Below are 17,562 nucleotides of genomic sequence, written 5' to 3'. Positions count from 1 at the left end.
ATGTCATCAACGCCGCGTCCTCACGATTTAATCTGGTTGAATAATACCGCCGCGCTGGAGGCGATTGAGGAGCCCTGGGTCGCACAACACTGGCGTATTAGTCTGCCGGTGGTGGTACGACGCGACGTTGATGCCGACGCCCGCGTTCCGGTGGGCGTACGGGGCGTGAAGCGCGAACAGCGGGCCGCGGGCTGGGTACGGAGAGAAAATATCGTCCGTATCGTCAGCCCGGAAGCCCTCGCCGATCGCCAACGGCTTCTGCGCTCGCCGTTTGTCTCTCAGCCGCCGGTTCAGGCGGCGATATCACTGACCTTGCACCCCTGGTCGTGGCGCTGGGGCATTACCGGCGGTACCGGCTACGCGCTGGCCACCGAAATTCCCGTGCTGCACGCCGCCAGCGATCTCGATCTGCTGATCCGCGCGCCGCTGCCGCTTCCCCGCGAGGCGCTGCTCGCCTGGCAGTCCCGCGTCGCGCAGCTGCCGTGCCGGGCGGATACCCAGGTCGAAACGCCCGCCGGGGCATTTGCGCTAAACGAGTGGCTGCGCGATGGTCGCGTCCTGCTGAAAACGTCCCGCGGCGCGCGCCTGACCGCGGCACCCTGGAACAGGGAGGAAGCATGAAAATTCTCTTTACCTTTCCCGGTCAGGGAAACCAGCGGCCGGATATGCTGGCCGGCCTTCCCGACCGCCAGAATATTCTCGCCGAAGCGCGGACCGTGCTCGGCGAAGAAATAGACCATTTAGATAGCGCCGCAGCGTTAAAACACACGCGTGCGGTTCAGCTGTGCCTGCTGATCGCAGGCGTCGCCTGGGCGCGAGAATTGCAGCGTCATGGAGTGAATCCGGACATGGTTAGCGGCCTGTCGATTGGGGCTTTCCCGGCGGCGGTGATTGCCGATGCGCTGGCGTTTAGCGACGCTCTGCGGCTGGTGGCACTACGCGGCGATTTAATGGAGCAGGCTTATCCCCACGGCTACGGGCTCACCGCCATTATGGGCCTGACGCTCGACCGCGTGGAACAGCTGATTGCCGACAGCGACCTCTATATCGCCAACCTTAACGCTGAAACGCAGATTGTGATTGCCGGACGCGACGATGAGATGGCGCGCGTGGCCGGGCTGGCGCTGGCGGCTGGCGCCAGTAAAGCACAGCGGCTGACGGTCAGTGTCCCTTCGCACTGCGCGCTGTTGGATAAACCGGCGGCGGAGCTGGCAAAAGCATTCGCTGAAGTCACCCTCAGAAGACCGCGCTGCGCGTATCTGAGCGGCTCCACGGCGCGTGTGTTATGGGACCCGTTGCGAATAGCCGACGATCTGGCGCTGAATATGGCGCGAACCGTTCGCTGGCAGGAGGCGATGATTGCCGCTGATGAACGGGAGGCGCGGCTGGCGATCGAGATGCCGCCCGGCGGCGTGCTGACCTGCCTCACCCGCCAGGCGGGCTGGCAGGGAGAGTGCATTTCGCTGGAGCGCAGCGGTATCGACGTCGCCCGTCACCTGGCGAACCGGCTTAACGGCTGAGGCTACGGGCGTACATCCGCCCTTCAGCAGCCAGCGCCAGCAGGTCGGCGTCGCGCTCGCGATGGTGCGAGTAGACAATGGAGATCAGCTGGCGCATCTGATACGGCTCCGCCAGCTTCAACAGCTGGACGTCGTTTTCATAAACCTTTTTCATGCGGCCCGGCAGCAGGGCAAAACCTACGCCCGCCTGCACCAGGCTAATCATCGAAAAGATATCATTGACCCGGGTGACGATTTCAGGCTCAAATCCGGCCACCTGAAAAGCGTCCTGAAATCCGGCATAGGTAGCGAAGCCTTCCGCCAGCGAAACGAACTTACGCCCGGCGTAATCGCGCAGTTCGGCGGGGGCGGTGGTATCGAGCTGCTCCGTCGCCGGAGCGGCGAGAAAGATATCATCCTCAAACAGCGGGACCACATCAAAAGCCGAATTATTGAATTCACCTTCATTGGTGGCGATCAGGATCGCATCGAGCGCGTCATCTTCGAGCATATCCAGCAGCATCTGATTGGAGCCCATGGTGAGATCCAGCTCCAGTTCCGGACGACGCAGCTTCATGCCCATAATAATGCGCGGCACGGTTTCCAGGGTCAGCGAGTACAGCGTACCGATACGCAGCCGCCCCTGCCCGACGCCGGCTACTTTGCGCGTCGCCTCCAGTCCGCGGGTCATCAGGCTCATCACGTCCTGGCAGTACTCCAGCAGCGTCCACGCCGCCGGCAGCGGCAACAAATTGCGCCCTTTATGAATAAACAGCGGGCAGCCAACGCCCTCTTCCAGGGTATGCAGCGCCCGGTGAACGCTGACGCCGCTCAGCTGCATAGCTTCAGCGGTTCTGGCGATATTGCCCTTAGCCATAAACATCATAAATACCGACAGCTTGCGGAAGGTGATGTCCTGATTAATGTCGTCTTTCATTGCCCTGCGCTCCGCATTTCTGTCTTCATCCGCATTTTCTTTCGTAATTTCAAGACAGTATAACCGCAATTAACCAATGAAGGATTAGCCGGAAGGGGGATATCAGCGCGAGGAGAGAGATAATGACAATGTATCGTTTTCGCCGGGACGGCGAAGAGAGGCCCGTAGGCCCGGTGAGGCATCAGCCGCCACCGGGCAATGTCAACGGCGCGGGCTTACAGCGCCATATCGTGCTGCGGTGAAGTCTCCGCCTTCGGCTCCGCCGGTTTGGCGGTCATTACCGGCGCGGTGGCGTTCATCTCAATCACCGGCGGTTTGGTCAACTGTAGCGTAGCCGCAGTGTCATCCCAAACCTGCTGGGTCAGCGCGACGTTGCCGTTCAGCTTCTGGCCGTAGCTCGGTACGATATCGTGAATACGGCGCTGCCATTCCGCCGAATTAAACTGCTCAGGGAACATCTGCTTAATTACGTTCAGGGTAATCGGCGCGGCGGTAGAAGCCCCCGGCGAAGCGCCCAGCAGCGCGGAGATGGTTTTCTGCTCGTCGACCACCACTTCGGTGCCCAGCTTCAGCACGCCGCCCTTCTCTGCGTCTTTTTTGATGATCTGTACGCGCTGACCGGCCTGAATCAGCTTCCAGTCCTCTTTACGCGCGCCTGGGTAATACTCTTTCAGCGCCGCAAAACGATCGTCGTCGCTCAGCATCACCTGGCTAATGAGATATTTCACCAGATCGAAGTTGTCCAGACCCACGTGGGTCATCGGCAGCACGTTATCAGTGGTGGTGGTGCTCAGCAGATCGAGGAACGAACCGTTTTTCAGGAATTTTGTCGAGAAGGTGGCGAATGGCCCAAACAACACCACGCGCTTGCCGTCGAGGAAACGGGCATCAAGGTGCGGGACCGACATCGGCGGCGCGCCCACCGAGGCCTGACCGTAAACTTTCTGCTGGTGCGCTTTGGTCACCGCCGGGTTTTCAGTCATCAGGAAGGAGCCGCCTACCGGGAAGCCGGCGTAATTATCCGCTTCCGGAATACCGGTTTTTTGCAGTAATTTCAGCGCGCCGCCGCCGGCGCCGATAAATACGTATTTCGCATCGATCGCCTGCTCCTCGCCGCTATTCACATTTTTAATCGTTACGTGCCAGGAATTATCGGCGTTGCGTTTAAAATCGGTAACTTCTGAAGACGTTTGCAGCGTGAAGTTGTTATTTTTCTTCAGGCTACCGATCAGCTGGCGAGTTATTTCCCCATAGTTAACGTCGGTACCCACCGGAGTCCAGGTCGCCGCAACGCGCTGCTGCGGATCGCGCCCTTCCATCACCAGCGGTGCCCACTCTTTTATTTGCGCGTGGTCGGTAGAGAATTTCATCCCCTGGAATAACGTAGTCTGCTGCAGCGCGGCGTAGCGTTTTTGCAGATAATCGACGTTATCTCCCCAGACGAAACTCATGTGCGGGGTGGAGTTAATAAAGGAGTGCGGATCGTGCAAAATGCCGCGTTTAACCTGCGCCGTCCAGAACTGGCGGGAGATCATAAACTGTTCGTTAATATCCAGCGCTTTGCTGACGTCGATGGTGCCGTCCGGGCGTTCCGGCGTATAGTTCAGTTCCATATTCGCCGAGTGTCCGGTACCGGCGTTGTTCCAGCCGTTAGAGGACCCCAGCGCGACGCCATCCAGCTTCTCAACCATGACCTGCTTCCAGTCCGGCTGGAGTTCATGCAGCCAGGTCCCCAGCGACGCGCTCATAATGCCGCCGCCAATCAGCAGGAAATCGGTTTTTTTCGAGGTATCGTCATTTGCGAAAGTCGCCGTACTGACGAACATCGCTAATGCGGTCATAGATATAATCGTATTTTTAATTGCAGGCATAATAGAAATATCACATAGCACAAGTGTAATAAGAGCGGGCATATTAACGCACTTTTACTTTATTTTAAAATATCATTTACACTTTCGCACACATAGCTAATTACTATTTACCTGGTTTTTTAACTTAAAAAAGTAAAAATAACGCCAGCATGGAGAATAGGGAAAGCAATAGTGATTTACCCGTGCAGGAATAAAAAAATAAAAGGATAAAAGGTGGGGAATAACGCCAGCGCTGTAGACGAATTAAATTTATCACCCGGCGCGAATACGCGCCGGGTACGTTCATTCAGGCTACCGTATGGGCCGCGCGCAGCGCAATCCGCAGATGGTCGTTGTGCTCTGCCAGCAGCTCGCGCGCCTGCCAGGCATCCAGCCCGCTGAGTAACATGAATATCGCCGTCCGGCAGTGCTGATTGCAGCTGGCCAGCGCGGCTTTGGCCTCGCTGCGCGAACACGCCGTCGCCGCCATCACGATGGCTATCTGCCGCTCGGCCTCGTGCGGGGTGCTGGCCTGCAGATCGACCCGCAGATTTTGATATACCCTTCCCGCGCGAATCGCCAGCCCGGTGGTCAGCATGTTAAGGATCTGCCGCTGCGCGATTTGCGCTTTCGGATTACCAAAGCCCGCCACCGCCTCCGGTCCGGTTTGCGGGGCGATGATGATATCCGCCAGCTGCGCGGCTTCGCTCGTGGCCTGCTGCGTCACAACCGCAATCGGCGCGCCCAGCGACCAGGCATGGCGCATCGCTCCCCAGACCCACGGCGTTTTACCGCTGACCGTCAGCGCCAGCAGCATATCCTGGTTGCTGAACTGCAGCGCCTGAAGTTCAAAAGCCCCAAGGTCGTAGTTATTCGCCGCGGCGTCCTGCTCCTGCCGCGTGGCGGTCGGCCCGCCGGCGCTAAGCCCGACCAGCGAGTGTTTTCCTTCCGGGGTAAATTCACTCACCGCCTGCACGGCGGCATGGCCCGATGCCCCGGCCCCCACAATTATCAGCCGCCCTCCCCGACTGAGCGTCGCCGTCGCGTTATCAATCAGGCGCGCGATAGCCGGCAGACAGACCTCAATGGCATCGGCAATCTGCTTATCATCCTTGTGCAGCAGCGTCAGCATATCGAGGGTAGCAAGACTATCAATATGGGTGGTTTCAGGGTGGCGTCGTTCCATCATTGAAGCGGTTGGCTTACTGCTCATAAAAACCTCCATTTAAATGCGAAAGAACCTTCCGGGACGAAAGCGCAGGCCTGAGGCAAACCCTTTCATTGACCATGGCTATTAATGGCAGTGTAAAGCTTAAGCGACGCGCGTTACCGCCACCGGAGTCACAGTTTTCGCTCCCCTGAAGCCATTCAGCTGCCGATTGGTCGTTATCCAACCACAGGCGCGACGAGGTTAAGCTAAGACGTCAAGGGTGAATTAGCGCAGGGTCAGCCCGCCATCAACGGCATACTGGCCTCCGCTGACGAATGACGCCGCATCGGAAAGCAGAAACAGCGCCACTTCAGCCGCTTCAGCCGCCGTCCCCTGACGGTGAAGCGCCAGGCGGCTGACAACCGAGGCTTCAAACTCCCGGCGCACCTCATCGCGCATAAAATGACGAAAATCGGTATCGATCGGACCGGGAACCAGGGCGTTAACGCGAATATTTTTTTCGCCTAACGCCGATGCCCAGCAGCGGGTTAATGAAATCAGCGCCCCTTTTGTCGCCGAATAGAGGCTCGCCGCCGCGGCCCCCTCATAAGCGGAGGTGGATGCCGTCACCACCACCGAGGCCCCTGGATTAAGCTTCCCGGCGAGCGCCGCCATCTGGAGAACCGGCCCGCGCACGTTGGTCGCCATCATTTGGTCAAAGGCCGCGGCATCAATCTGCGATAGCTCTCCAACGGCGGCATATCCGGCATTGAGCCACAGACCATCAAGCCCGCCGGAGGCGTGAATTTCCTCGGCCAGCGCCTCGCCGGTCAGGGGATCGCTGGCATCGTTGTCGATGACCCTGGCCCGATCCGAGAGCTGCCCGCGTAGCAGCGCCAGCCGTCGGGGATCGCGTCCGGTAGCAATCACCCAACCGCCTTCGCTATCGATACGCTTTGCTCCGGCAAGCCCAATCCCGCTGGTCGCACCGGTGATAAGAACTCTTTTTGCGCTAAATCTCGCCATCGTCGTTTCCCCTGTCGGTTAAATGATATTCATCAGGATGGTAACCAGCGGGAGACTGTTTGATAATATGCCTATTATCAACAAGACTGTTTGGGGAAATCGCCATAATGCGCGGAAGTGATTTTGCGGAATTAAGAGCCTTCGCGATGGTCGTTGAGCAAGGCAGTTTTACCCGGGCGGCGGCGCATCTCGGCGTCACGACCTCCACCTTAAGCGCAACCATCCGTCGTCTCGAGGAGCGCATCGGCGTACGTTTATTACACCGGACCACGCGCAGCGTCGCGCCGAGCGAGGCCGGTAAACGCATGATGCAGCGGCTGGCCCCTGCGCTGGCGGCTCTCCAGGATGCGGTGACCGATGCCCAGACGGCCAGCGCGCCTGCGGGCCGCCTGCGCCTCAATGTTTCGCGCATCGCCGCGATTCATTATCTGGCGCCGGTGCTGGGCGGCTTTATGCAGCGCTACCCCAAAATTGAGCTGGATATCGTCACTGATGACGCTTTGGTCGATATCGTTTCGGCAGGTTTTGATGCCGGAATTCGTCTCGGTGAAAAGCTCCATCAGGATATGGTTGCCGTCAGGCTGAGCGGCGACCTCGAAATGAAAGTCGTCGCCTCTCCGCGCTACCTGGCGCAGGCGCCGCAGCTCCATAAACCGCAGGATTTGCTGCAGCATCCTTGCCTGACCTATCGTAGGCCAAGCGATGCCAGCGTGTATCGCTGGGAGTTTCAGCGCGACGGCGAAAGCTGCGAGATTGCGGTCAAAGGACCCATCATTGTCGATGAGCCGGCCATGCTGACGCCGTTAGCCCTCAAGGGCACAGGTATTGCCTATCAATTTGCCCATCAGGTCGATCCCGGGCTTGAGACAGGCCAGCTAGTCCAGCTATTGAAAGAGTGGACCCCGGCCTTCCCCGGTTTTTACGTTTACTACCCCAGCCGTAAGCAAATGGCATCGCCGCTGCGGGCATTTATCGACTATCTGCTGGCTGTCGGCGGCAGATAGCGACCGCCAGACTGGCTGTCAGGCTGATTTTGCTTTTATTACACGGCTTTATGAAAGCCGCTCGTTCAGCGATAATACTGTCTAAACGTTTTGTCCAGGGGTGGGTATGAATGAATTCGCGCAGCCGGCGTCGCCCGCGCGCAAACGCGCAATGAGCATGAAGCTGAGCACCGCCGTGACCTTAATGATCGGCAGCGTGATCGGTTCAGTACTGATTCTGGTCTATGCCCTGTGGTTTATGCAGATTAGCGGCGCCACCCGTGACGGCGTGAAAGATACGGCGCTGGCGGTGGCGCGGACGCTGGCCGACACCCCGGAAGTCAAGCGTGGCCTGACGCTGCCGCCGGAGAGCGGTATTATCCAGCCGCTGGCGCAGGCCGTCGCCAGACGCAACGGCCTGCTGTTTGCCGTCGTCACCAATATGGACGGTATTCGCTACTCGCATCCCAATAGCCAGATTATCGGCAAACCCTTCATCGGCGATGACATCCGGCCCACGCTGGCGGGCAAGGAGAACGTCGCTGTCAACCACGGCGTGCTGGCTCCGGCGCTGCGGGTATTCACCCCGGTATTTGACGATAACCGTCGGCAAATCGGCGTGGTGGCGATTGGCATTTCGCTAAGCAAAGTGGATACGCAGATCGCCGCCAGCCGCTGGGACGTGATCCTGACCGTGCTGTTCAGCGCGGTTGTATGTGCCGTCGGCACCTGGAGCCTGGTTCGCGGCCTGAAGCGTGTTCTTCTGGGCCTTGAGCCGCAGGAGATCTCGACGCAGTTCCAGCAGCGACAGGCGATGCTGCATTCTTTAAAAGAGGGCGTGGTGGCGGTGGACGCCGACGGCCAGGTGACGCTGATTAACCCCGCCGCGCGGGATATCCTGTTCAGCGGCCCCGATAGCGACATCGCGCAAACGCCGCTGCTGGCGGATTTGCAGGAGGTTCTGCAAACCGGCGAGCCGATTTACGATCGCGAGCTGGGGTGCAACGGTCTGCTGCTGATCAGCAACACGGTCCCCGTTCGCGACGGGGATGACGTGGTCGGCGCAATTAGCACTTTTCGTGACAAAACCGAAGTCAGCCAGCTGCTGCAGCGGCTCGACGGGATGGTGAACTATGTCGATGCCCTGCGCACTACATCGCATGAATTTATGAATAAGCTGCACGTGATTCTCGGCCTGTTGAACATGAAAAGCTACGACAAGCTGGAGGAGTACGTGCTGCAGACCGCCCACACCTATCAGGCGGATATCGGCGAAATCCAGCACCGAATTAAATCACCGGTGGTGGCCGGCTTTTTGATCGGCAAAATTCAGCGCGCTAAAGAGCGGGGGTTTACCCTCACCCTCGCCGAAGAGAGCCTGGTACCCGACTGCCCGAATGAAAAACAGATTACCGTGTTGGTTACGGTGCTGGGCAATTTAATCGAGAATGCGCTGGATGCCATGAGCGGCCAGGCCGAAGGCGAAGTCGGCCTGCTGCTGCACTATCAGAACGGCTGGTTAAGCGGCGAAGTCAGCGATGATGGTCCCGGTATCCCGGAAGCGTTTATCGATGATATTTTTAATAAGGGCTTCTCGACTAAAGGCGAAAACCGCGGCGTCGGGCTGTTTCTCGCCAGCCAGCAGCTTCGCGAACTTGGCGGGTCGCTGGCCGTGGAATCCGAACCCGGCGTGTTTACCCAATTTTTCGTTCATCTCCCGTGGGACAGTAAAAGGAAAAGTGCGTGATAAATGTATTAATTGTTGACGATGATGCCATGGTTGCCGAACTGAATCGCCTGTACGTGGGGCGAGTCAGCGGCTTCCGCTGCAGCGGCACCGCGTCGACGCTGAGTAAAGCCAGGGAGATGGTTAACGACAAGGATCTGGAGATCGATCTGGTGCTGCTGGATGTCTACATGCAGCAGGATAGCGGCCTCGATCTGCTGCCCGCCATACGCGCGTCCGGGCGGGCTATCGACGTGATAATGATTACCTCTGCCGCCGACGCCGCGACGGTTCAGGCCTCGATGCGCTACGGCGTGGTGGACTATCTGATCAAACCCTTCCAGTTTCCACGGTTTGAAGAGGCGCTCACCGCCTGGCGCGAAAAGCTTAAGCTGATGACCGGTCAACCCTATTATGAACAAGCGGACGTCGACCGGTTGCTCCACGGCGGCGTGCCGGAAGCCGCCGATTCGCGCAAGTTACCAAAAGGCCTGACGCCGCAGACGCTGCGTACCCTCTGTCAGTGGATTGATGCCCATCCGGATGTGGAGTTCTCCACCGACGAGCTGGCGGCGGCGGTAAATATATCTCGGGTTTCGTGCCGTAAGTACCTGATTTGGCTGGCACAAATTAACATTCTTTATACCAGCATTCACTATGGCGCCACCGGACGCCCGGTGTACCGCTACCATTTGATAGCCGAGCAGTACGGCCTGCTTAAGCAGTACAGCCAGTAAGCCGGTAGCCATTATCCAACAGTTGGAAGCGGAAACGGCGCTGTGAAGAGAGGATAACGTCGCGGTTTTTGGTGACGAAAATCGCTTCGATATCCTCGCGCTGGCGCAGCGCCGCGCAGCCCTTCTCTACGCCGAGGCCGTAAATCAGGGTGGTCCAGATATCGCCGTCCAGCGAGTCGGCGGAAATAATGGTTACGCTTTCCAGCTCGTTATCCAGCGGATAGCCGCTGCGCGGGTCGAGAATATGGTGCCAGCGTTTGCCATCCTGCTCGAAATAGCGTTCGTAAATGCCCGAGGTCACCACCGACTGCCCCGCCACCGCAATGCTGCCAATCAGCGCATCCGCCGCTGAGTAAGGTTTTTTCAACCCGATAGACCATTCGCCCAGCGTGTGGACATTGCCGCCGAGATTAATCAGCGCGGCGTTTATGCCTTGCTGCTGCAAATAGTCGCGCACCCGGTCAGCGATATAGCCTTTCGCGATGGCCCCAAGGTCAATCTCCATTCCCGCGCGGGCAAGATAGACGCTGCCGACGGCGTCATCGAGGATCACATCCTGCGGACGCGTTAACGTCAGGCGAGCGGCAATGTCCTGCGCAGCGGGCACGCTCTGGCCTTGAAAACCGATGCGCCACAGCTTCACCAGCGGACCGATCGCCAGGTTAAACGCGCTGTCGCGCACCATGCTGGCGGCTTTGGCGCATTTAATCAGCGCGTAAACCGGACGGCTTACCGTCACCGGATGCCGCCCGGCGGCCTGGTTGATATCCATCACCTGGGAGTACGCGCGGTTCACGGTGAAGAGATCTTCATAGCCCTTAATCAGTTGAAAAACACGTGAGGCGAGCGGTTCATCGTGAACGTAGAGTTTGAGGAGAATGGGCGAACCCATCAGCACGGCGGAGTAGCTGTAGACGCGGTTGTCGGACATATCGCCCTCCTCAGAGAGATAAGAAGCCGGGCCGTATGTTTGCCAGCCCGGCGGGGGTCGCTAACGCTTAACCTCTGGCGCGTTTCGCGGCCTGATGGCCCGCGAGGGTCCCGAAGATAATGATATCGGCCACCGCGTTACCGCCGATGCGGTTACCACCGTGAATGCCGCCAACCACTTCGCCTGCGGCAAAAGCGCCCGCAATCACCTGATGACCGGCATTCAGCACCGCGGTATCGGTGTTAACGGTCACGCCGCCCATGGTGTGGTGAACCCCCGGCGCGATACGAATCGCATGGTAAGGGCCTTCATTTATCGGCGCGCGCAGCGCGGTGGTACGGCCAAAGTCATCATCATGCTGTTTTTCAACAAAGCCGTTGTAGCGCTCCAGGGTATTGAGAAAAGCATGGTAATCCATCCCCAGTTTCTCCGCCAGCTGGCGCGGCGAGCTGGCGCTGGTGACGAAACCTTTAGCGATGTACTCATCGGCGGCTTTGTTTTTCGCCCGGACGTGCTCGTCGAAGACGATATAAGCGAAGTGCTCCGGCAGCGCGATAATCGCGGCGGAGACCTTATCGCGGGTTTCCATTTCGTTGAAGAAGCGGCTACCCTGCGGGTTCACCAGAATCGCCCCGCCGCCGCGAATCGATTCGGAAATCAGATACGAGGTTTGCTGCTCGACGGTCGGGTGGATCTGGATTTCGCCCATATCCACGGTGCCCGCGCCGATGCGTTCAAGCAGCGCGATACCGCCGCCGGTGGCCCCTTTATGGTTGGTGGTCACAAAACCCGCCAGATCCGGGCGGTATTTCACCACCATGGCGCTGTTGGCGCTGAAGCCGCCGGTGGCCACCACGATGCTCTTCGTCTGTACCATAACCGATTCGTTTTCATCGGTGAGCAGGCGCACGCCGCTGACCTCATCGCCGCTCATCAGGATCTCTTCCACCGACGTATCCAGCAGCACATCGATACCGCGTTTGGTGATATTACGCACCAGGCCGCTGATCAGGTAGCCGCCGACCGCCGACCCGTCGCGCGGACGGTGGGTACGGTCGATGCTCATCCCGCCGGTGGTAGTGATATCGTTAAGCATAATGCCGCGACGCGCCAGCCACTCAATGGCTTCCGGCGCGTTTTCTACGAAGCGGCGCAGCAGCTGCGGGTCGTTTTTATTTTTGCCGCCTTTCAGCGTTTCCTGGTAGAACAACTCTTTGCTGTCCTCGATGCCTTTTACGCGCTGGAAGCGGGTTTCTGCGGCGTTCATTCCGGCAGAGGCTTTGATGGTGTTGCCGCCGATGGTCGGCATTTTTTCAACGATCAGAACGCTCGCGCCTTCATCGTGCGCCTGAATCGCGGCCGCCAGACCGGCTCCGCCGCTGCCGACCACCACCACATCGTAGCTTTTCGGCGCCGCATCGCCCGCGCCCTCTTCGGCGGCCAGCGCTTTACTGGACTTCAGCATTGCTTTGGACACCGCTTTTTTTACCGCTTCGCTCTGGCTGGTTGCGCCGGAAATCGCATCCACGTGCGGGGTGTTAGCGCTGAGAATACGTTCACGGATCTCTTCAAAGCTGGTGGTGAACTCGACGGTCTGCACCGGGCTTGCCGCCAGGGCGATATCGGCGATACGGTCATTTTCCAGGCTGACGTTGATAACCAGCTCGTTGGCGTCGTCCTGAACGGTTTCGACGAACATCCCCGGTTTGAATTTGGCGTCGCCCATGCTCATATCGCGGATCATCGCCTCCACCAGCGAGAAGCGCCATAGCGGTTCCGGGATGTTCAGCGCTTCGCGCTGGGTGCTGTCAATAAACAGCTCCAGCTCTTCGCCGGCGGCAATGCGCGCCGTCCAGTCAGGATACGCGATACAGGCGCGACCGACCGCCATCAGGTCGTAGCCGTGATCCAGCCCCTGCTCGGCATCAGCCGCATTAACCACGCCGCCCACGCCCATCACCGGCACCTGCGCCAGGGTTTCAGAGCGCATGGCGCAGTATTTTTCAATCAACGGGGTGGGATCGCTGGTATCAACGATAGAGGGGCGCAGCGTGGCGCCAACCGAGAAGTGGAGATAGTCCACGCCGCGGGCGGCCAGTTTTTCCAGCAGGTACATGGTGTCAGCAAAACGGATGCCGGGGACTTCCATCTCTTCCGGGGAGAAGCGGTAGCCGATAATAAAGGCGTCGTCGGCGTACTGGCGGGCCATTTTGTGGGTGATGTCGAGCACCGCCAGCGGGAATCTGGCGCGATTATCGCGGCTGCCGCCCCACTCGTCGTCGCGCTGGTTAGAGTTTGGCGAATAAAACTGCTGGATCAGATAGGTGTTCGCGCCGTGAATCTCGACGCCGTCGAAACCAGCCTGAATGGCGCGGCGTACACCTTCGCCAAACTTCGCGATCATGCCCTCGACTTCAGCCCCGCTCAGCGCGCGAGGCGTGGCTGCGCCTTCGCGGGGCGCGGCAATCGCACTCGGGGCCACCGGCTGGCGTCCGCCGATAAGCTGCGGGTCGACCATCCTGCCACCGTGGTAGATCTGCAGAATCGCTTTTGAGCCTTCGGCCTTGATCGCCGCGGCGATTTTCGCCAGACCGGCCACTTTCTCGTCATTATCGATACCGATAGCGCCGGGGAACGCCAGACCGTAATCATCGATAAAGCAGCATTCAACGATAATAGCGCCGATGCTGCCGGCGCGAGCGCGGTAGTACTCCACCAGTTCACTGGTCACGGTACCGTCAAAATAACCGGCGCAGGTGGTCATCGGCGCCATTAACAGGCGGTTTTTTAGCTCGGTGCCGTTCGGTAAAGTAAAAGGGTTTAAAATTCGTTGGTTACTGGTCATCATGACGCTCCAGATTTTAAATATTGAAAATTCAGAATTGGGTGACGGAATTATTTTTACTTGTATTTGGTAATCCCTTAAGTCATGCCCATAATATAGCGCTATTTTTAGTTACCAAAGTAATTACGTTAGTTAAAAAACTATTTAATACCAGCAATAACATCACTACCTCCTTTGTATTATTAATTAAAAATATTTTATTCACACAACAGAGATAAATGATAACAAACTGGAAACCATTGTTAACATATGCAACCTTAAAAATAACCGTAAAAAACCTTATTATTCATATAAATACATTAAAATTGCATTATAAAAACCAATTAAAATTTAACATTGAGCTATATTTCACACAAATTAACACCTCACTAAACAGGGTTATCTGAAATAATAAAAAAGTATCTGACAACCCGCTTTTCTTGATCTCAATCAATTGCAACGGCGCATGAAAGCGCAATATATAAATAACCAAGCATTTTAATTTAGCGCTCAACAAAACGCGTTAAATAACGGTCACCGGAATATCCAAAAACGGCCATTAATAATTAAAGAAACTTTCGAAACTAAAGAAATCGAACGGTTAACCGGTGACAAAACCTTATTTTTAACTACTTGCAGATACTCATTATGAAAGAGAAAAAGACAACCATACCGCCTGCCGGTGCAGCAAAAAATGCTGCTTATAAACGTCTGCTGATGATGGCGATGCCCATTATCGTTGCCGTCTTACTCTTATTCGTTCCGGTGCCCGAAGGGCTCCCCCCTTACGCCTGGCATTACTTTGCCATTTTCGTCGGCGTGATCGTCGGTCTGATCTTCGAACCACTGCCCGGCGCGGTGATTGGTATTACCGGCGTCGTGGTCATCGCCCTGTGCAGCCAGTGGCTACTCTTTAGCCCTGAACAGCTGGCCGCGCCGAACTTTAAGCTTGCCGGCGCCTCCTTTAAATGGGCGGTGAGTGGTTTCGGTAACTCCACCGTGTGGCTTATCTTCGGTGCTTTCATGTTTGCCGCCGGCTACGATAAAACCCAGTTTGGCCGCCGTCTGGCGCTGATTCTGGTGAAATATCTCGGCCGCCGCAGCCTGACGCTGGGCTACGCCATCACCTTCGCCGACCTGCTGCTGGCGCCGTTCACGCCGTCCAATACCGCGCGCAGCGGCGGGACCATCTACCCGATTATCGCTAACCTGCCGCCGCTGTACGGCTCTAAACCTAACGACCCGAGCGCGCGCCGCATCGGCTCCTACCTGATGTGGGTGGCGATCACCGCCGCTTGCATCACCAGTTCGATGTTTCTCTCCGCGCTCGCGCCGAACCTGCTGGCGCTGGCGCTGGTGAAAAGCATCGTCGGCATTAATATCTCCTGGGGCACCTGGTTTATCGCCTTCCTGCCGCTGGGTATCCTGTTGATTCTGACGATGCCGCTGCTGGCCTACTGGTTCTACCCGCCGGAAGTGAAAATCAACGATGAAGTGCCGCTGTGGGCCGCCCGCGAGCTGGAAAAACTGGGCCGCCTGTCGCGCAATGAAATCCTGCTGCTGGTCTTCGTCTGCTTCGCGCTGATGATGTGGATCTTCGCCGCCGAATGGATTGAACCAGCGCTGGCCGCCCTGTTGGTTATCGTCCTGATGCTGTGGACCGGCGTGCTCTCGTGGAATGATATCACCAGCAACAAAGCGGCATGGAACACCTTTGCCTGGTTCGCCACCCTGGTTGCGCTGGCCGACGGCCTCTCCTCTACCGGTTTTATCGCCTGGCTGGGTAAAGAGGGCGGCGCGCTGATGAGCGGCATTTCCCCGGGCGTCGCGACCGTCGTCCTGCTGCTGGCGTTCTACCTGCTGCACTATCTGTTTGCCAGCACCACCGCGCACACCACCGCGCTGCTGCCGGCGATGCTGACTATCGCCTCCACCATTCCGGGGATGAATATGCAGGTGTTCGTGCTGCTGATGGTGACCTCCCTCGGCGTGATGGGGATCATCACCCCGTACGGTACCGGCCCCAGCCCAATTTACTACGGCAGCGGCTATCTGCCGACCAAAGACTACTGGCGTCTCGGCACCATTTTCGGCGCCATCTTCCTGGCCGCCCTGCTGCTGATTGGCTATCCGTGGATGTCCATGATGTTCTGATTCATAACCGTCGGGCGTTAAACCCCGGCGGTTTTACTCTTAGGGAGCAAAACAATGTCGACTAAACCGTTTGTCTATCAGGAAGCGTTTCCGCTAGCAAAAGATAAGACTGAATACTATCTGCTGAGCAAAGAGCATGTCTCCGTGGCCGAATTCGAAGGCCAGGAGATCCTCAAAGTAGCCCCTCAGGCCCTCACCCTTCTGGCTCAACAGGCTTTCCACGATGCGGCGTTTATGCTGCGCGTGTCCCACCAAAAACAGGTCGCGCAGATCCTTCTCGACCCTGAAGCCAGCGATAACGATAAGTACGTGGCGCTGCAGTTCCTGCGTAACTCTGAAATCGCCGCCAAAGGCGTGCTGCCGACCTGCCAGGATACCGGCACGGCGATTATTATGGGTAAGAAAGGCCAGCGCGTGTGGACCGGCGGCGGCGACGAAGCGGCCCTCGCCCGCGGCGTCTATAACACCTATACCGAGGATAACCTGCGCTATTCGCAGAACGCTGCGCTGGATATGTACAAAGAGGTTAATACCGGGACTAACCTCCCCGCGCAGATCGACCTCTACAGCGTCGACGGCGATGAATATAAATTCCTCTGTATGGCCAAGGGCGGCGGCTCGGCTAACAAAACCTATCTGTATCAGGAAACCAAAGCGTTAATCACTCCGGCGAAGCTGAAAGACTATCTCGTTGAAAAAATGCGTACCCTCGGCACCGCCGCCTGCCCGCCGTACCATATTGCCTTTGTGATTGGCGGTACCTCGGCAGAAGCGACGTTAAAAACGGTTAAGCTGGCCTCTACCCACTACTACGACGAACTACCGACCGAAGGCAACGAGCACGGTCAGGCCTTCCGCGATATTCAGCTGGAGCAGGCGCTGCAGCTTGAGGCGCAAAACCTCGGTCTCGGGGCGCAGTTCGGCGGCAAATACTTCGCGCACGATATTCGCGTCATCCGCCTGCCGCGCCACGGCGCGTCGTGCCCGGTGGGCATGGGCGTCTCCTGCTCGGCGGATCGCAATATCAAAGCCAAAATCAACCGCCACGGTATCTGGATTGAGAAACTGGAGAGCAACCCGGGTCAGTATATTCCCGAACATTTGCGCCAGCAGGGTGAAGGCAAGGTCGTCAGCATCGATCTTAATCAGCCGATGAGCGAGATTCTGACCCAGCTTTCCGCCCACCCGGTCTCGACGCGTCTGACGCTCAACGGCACCATTATTGTGGCCCGCGATATCGCCCACGCGAAGCTGAAAGAGCTTATCGATAACGGTGAAGAACTGCCGCAGTACGTCAAAGATCACCCGATCTACTACGCGGGTCCGGCGAAAACCCCGGAAGGCTATGCGTCCGGCTCCCTTGGCCCCACCACCGCTGGCCGCATGGACTCTTACGTCGATTTGCTGCAATCCCACGGCGCAAGCATGGTGATGCTGGCCAAAGGCAACCGCAGCCAGCAGGTCACCGACGCCTGCCATAAGCACGGCGGTTTTTACCTCGGCAGCATCGGCGGCCCGGCAGCGGTGCTGGCGCAGCAGAGTATCAAGAGCCTGGAGTGTGTGGCCTATCCTGAACTGGGGATGGAAGCTATCTGGAAAATCGAAGTGGAAAACTTCCCGGCGTTTATTCTGGTGGATGACAAAGGCAATGACTTCTTCCAGCAGATCCAGAATAAACAGTGCGCAGGCTGTTCGCAGCAAAGAGAATGATATTACCCGCCACCAGGGGCGGGTAACTGTCGCAG

The 17,562-nt window shown here is 57.7% G+C and carries 13 protein-coding genes; 7 read left to right on the top strand and 6 right to left on the bottom strand.

What is annotated here, in order from left to right:
- Both EGY08_RS28905 and mdcH read left to right on the top strand, forming a co-directional pair.
- Positions 1-621 (top strand): malonate decarboxylase holo-ACP synthase, encoded by a 621-nt coding sequence (locus tag EGY08_RS28905; protein ID WP_087828182.1) that lies wholly within the window; start codon positions 1-3, stop codon positions 619-621.
- Positions 618-1,520, top strand: a complete 903-nt coding sequence (gene mdcH / locus EGY08_RS28900; RefSeq protein ID WP_123829298.1) for a malonate decarboxylase subunit epsilon — start codon at positions 618-620, stop codon at positions 1,518-1,520. Before EGY08_RS28905 ends, mdcH begins: the two co-directional genes overlap by 4 nt.
- On the opposite strand, the gene EGY08_RS28895 is transcribed toward mdcH, so the two are convergent.
- The 4 genes from EGY08_RS28895 to EGY08_RS28880 all read right to left on the bottom strand — a co-directional run bounded on the left by EGY08_RS28895 (position 1,510) and on the right by EGY08_RS28880 (position 6,462).
- A complete protein-coding gene (locus tag EGY08_RS28895) occupies positions 1,510-2,436 on the bottom strand; it encodes a LysR substrate-binding domain-containing protein (protein WP_004119671.1) in 927 nt (308 codons plus the stop codon). The genes mdcH and EGY08_RS28895 overlap by 11 nt on opposite strands.
- 215 nt (positions 2,437-2,651) lie before the next feature.
- Positions 2,652-4,262 carry a malate dehydrogenase (quinone) gene (gene mqo, locus EGY08_RS28890; RefSeq protein WP_267285420.1) on the bottom strand — a complete coding sequence of 537 codons (1,611 nt, stop codon included), beginning with the start codon at positions 4,260-4,262 and terminating at the stop codon, positions 2,652-2,654.
- A gap of 331 nt (positions 4,263-4,593) precedes the next feature.
- Positions 4,594-5,499, bottom strand: a complete 906-nt coding sequence (locus EGY08_RS28885; protein WP_112164881.1) for an N-acetylmuramic acid 6-phosphate etherase — start codon at positions 5,497-5,499, stop codon at positions 4,594-4,596.
- A 222-nt stretch (positions 5,500-5,721) separates the two neighbouring features.
- A complete protein-coding gene (locus EGY08_RS28880) occupies positions 5,722-6,462 on the bottom strand; it encodes an SDR family oxidoreductase (RefSeq protein ID WP_004119667.1) in 741 nt (246 codons plus the stop codon).
- Between the two features lie 107 nt (positions 6,463-6,569).
- Between EGY08_RS28880 and EGY08_RS28875 the strand changes: the two genes are divergently transcribed.
- The 3 genes from EGY08_RS28875 to dcuR all read left to right on the top strand — a co-directional run bounded on the left by EGY08_RS28875 (position 6,570) and on the right by dcuR (position 9,908).
- The gene (locus EGY08_RS28875; protein WP_123829296.1) at positions 6,570-7,466 is read left to right on the top strand and encodes a LysR family transcriptional regulator; all 897 of its coding nucleotides are present in this window, start codon (positions 6,570-6,572) and stop codon (positions 7,464-7,466) included.
- A 106-nt stretch (positions 7,467-7,572) separates the two neighbouring features.
- Positions 7,573-9,192: a sensor histidine kinase gene (locus EGY08_RS28870; RefSeq protein WP_123829295.1), complete on the top strand. Its 1,620-nt coding sequence runs from the start codon at positions 7,573-7,575 to the stop codon at positions 9,190-9,192.
- A complete protein-coding gene (gene dcuR / locus EGY08_RS28865) occupies positions 9,189-9,908 on the top strand; it encodes a two-component system response regulator DcuR (RefSeq protein WP_123829294.1) in 720 nt (239 codons plus the stop codon). The genes EGY08_RS28870 and dcuR overlap by 4 nt, the downstream gene beginning before the upstream one ends.
- Here dcuR and EGY08_RS28860 read toward each other — a convergent pair.
- Positions 9,889-10,839, bottom strand: a complete 951-nt coding sequence (locus tag EGY08_RS28860; protein ID WP_004119657.1) for an FAD:protein FMN transferase — start codon at positions 10,837-10,839, stop codon at positions 9,889-9,891. The two genes, dcuR and EGY08_RS28860, sit on opposite strands and share 20 nt — an antisense overlap.
- A 67-nt stretch (positions 10,840-10,906) precedes the next feature.
- Positions 10,907-13,684 (bottom strand): flavocytochrome c, encoded by a 2,778-nt coding sequence (locus EGY08_RS28855; RefSeq protein ID WP_123829466.1) that lies wholly within the window; start codon positions 13,682-13,684, stop codon positions 10,907-10,909.
- A 627-nt stretch (positions 13,685-14,311) separates the two neighbouring features.
- On the opposite strand from EGY08_RS28855, the gene EGY08_RS28850 reads away from it, so the two are divergent.
- Together EGY08_RS28850 and fumA are read left to right on the top strand one after the other, a co-directional pair.
- On the top strand, positions 14,312-15,817 hold the full coding sequence (locus EGY08_RS28850; RefSeq protein ID WP_004119654.1) for an anion permease: 1,506 nt from the start codon (positions 14,312-14,314) through the stop codon (positions 15,815-15,817).
- A 54-nt stretch (positions 15,818-15,871) separates the two neighbouring features.
- On the top strand, positions 15,872-17,527 hold the full coding sequence (fumA, locus tag EGY08_RS28845; RefSeq protein ID WP_123829293.1) for a class I fumarate hydratase FumA: 1,656 nt from the start codon (positions 15,872-15,874) through the stop codon (positions 17,525-17,527).
- The last annotated feature ends 35 nt before the right edge of the window (positions 17,528-17,562 follow it).

Origin of the sequence: Klebsiella sp. FDAARGOS_511 (assembly GCF_003812845.1) — a bacterium.
Taxonomy (GTDB): domain Bacteria; phylum Pseudomonadota; class Gammaproteobacteria; order Enterobacterales; family Enterobacteriaceae; genus Klebsiella; species Klebsiella grimontii.
Note: the sequence above shows the minus strand (reverse complement) of the source record. Positions and strands in the feature narration are given on the sequence as shown.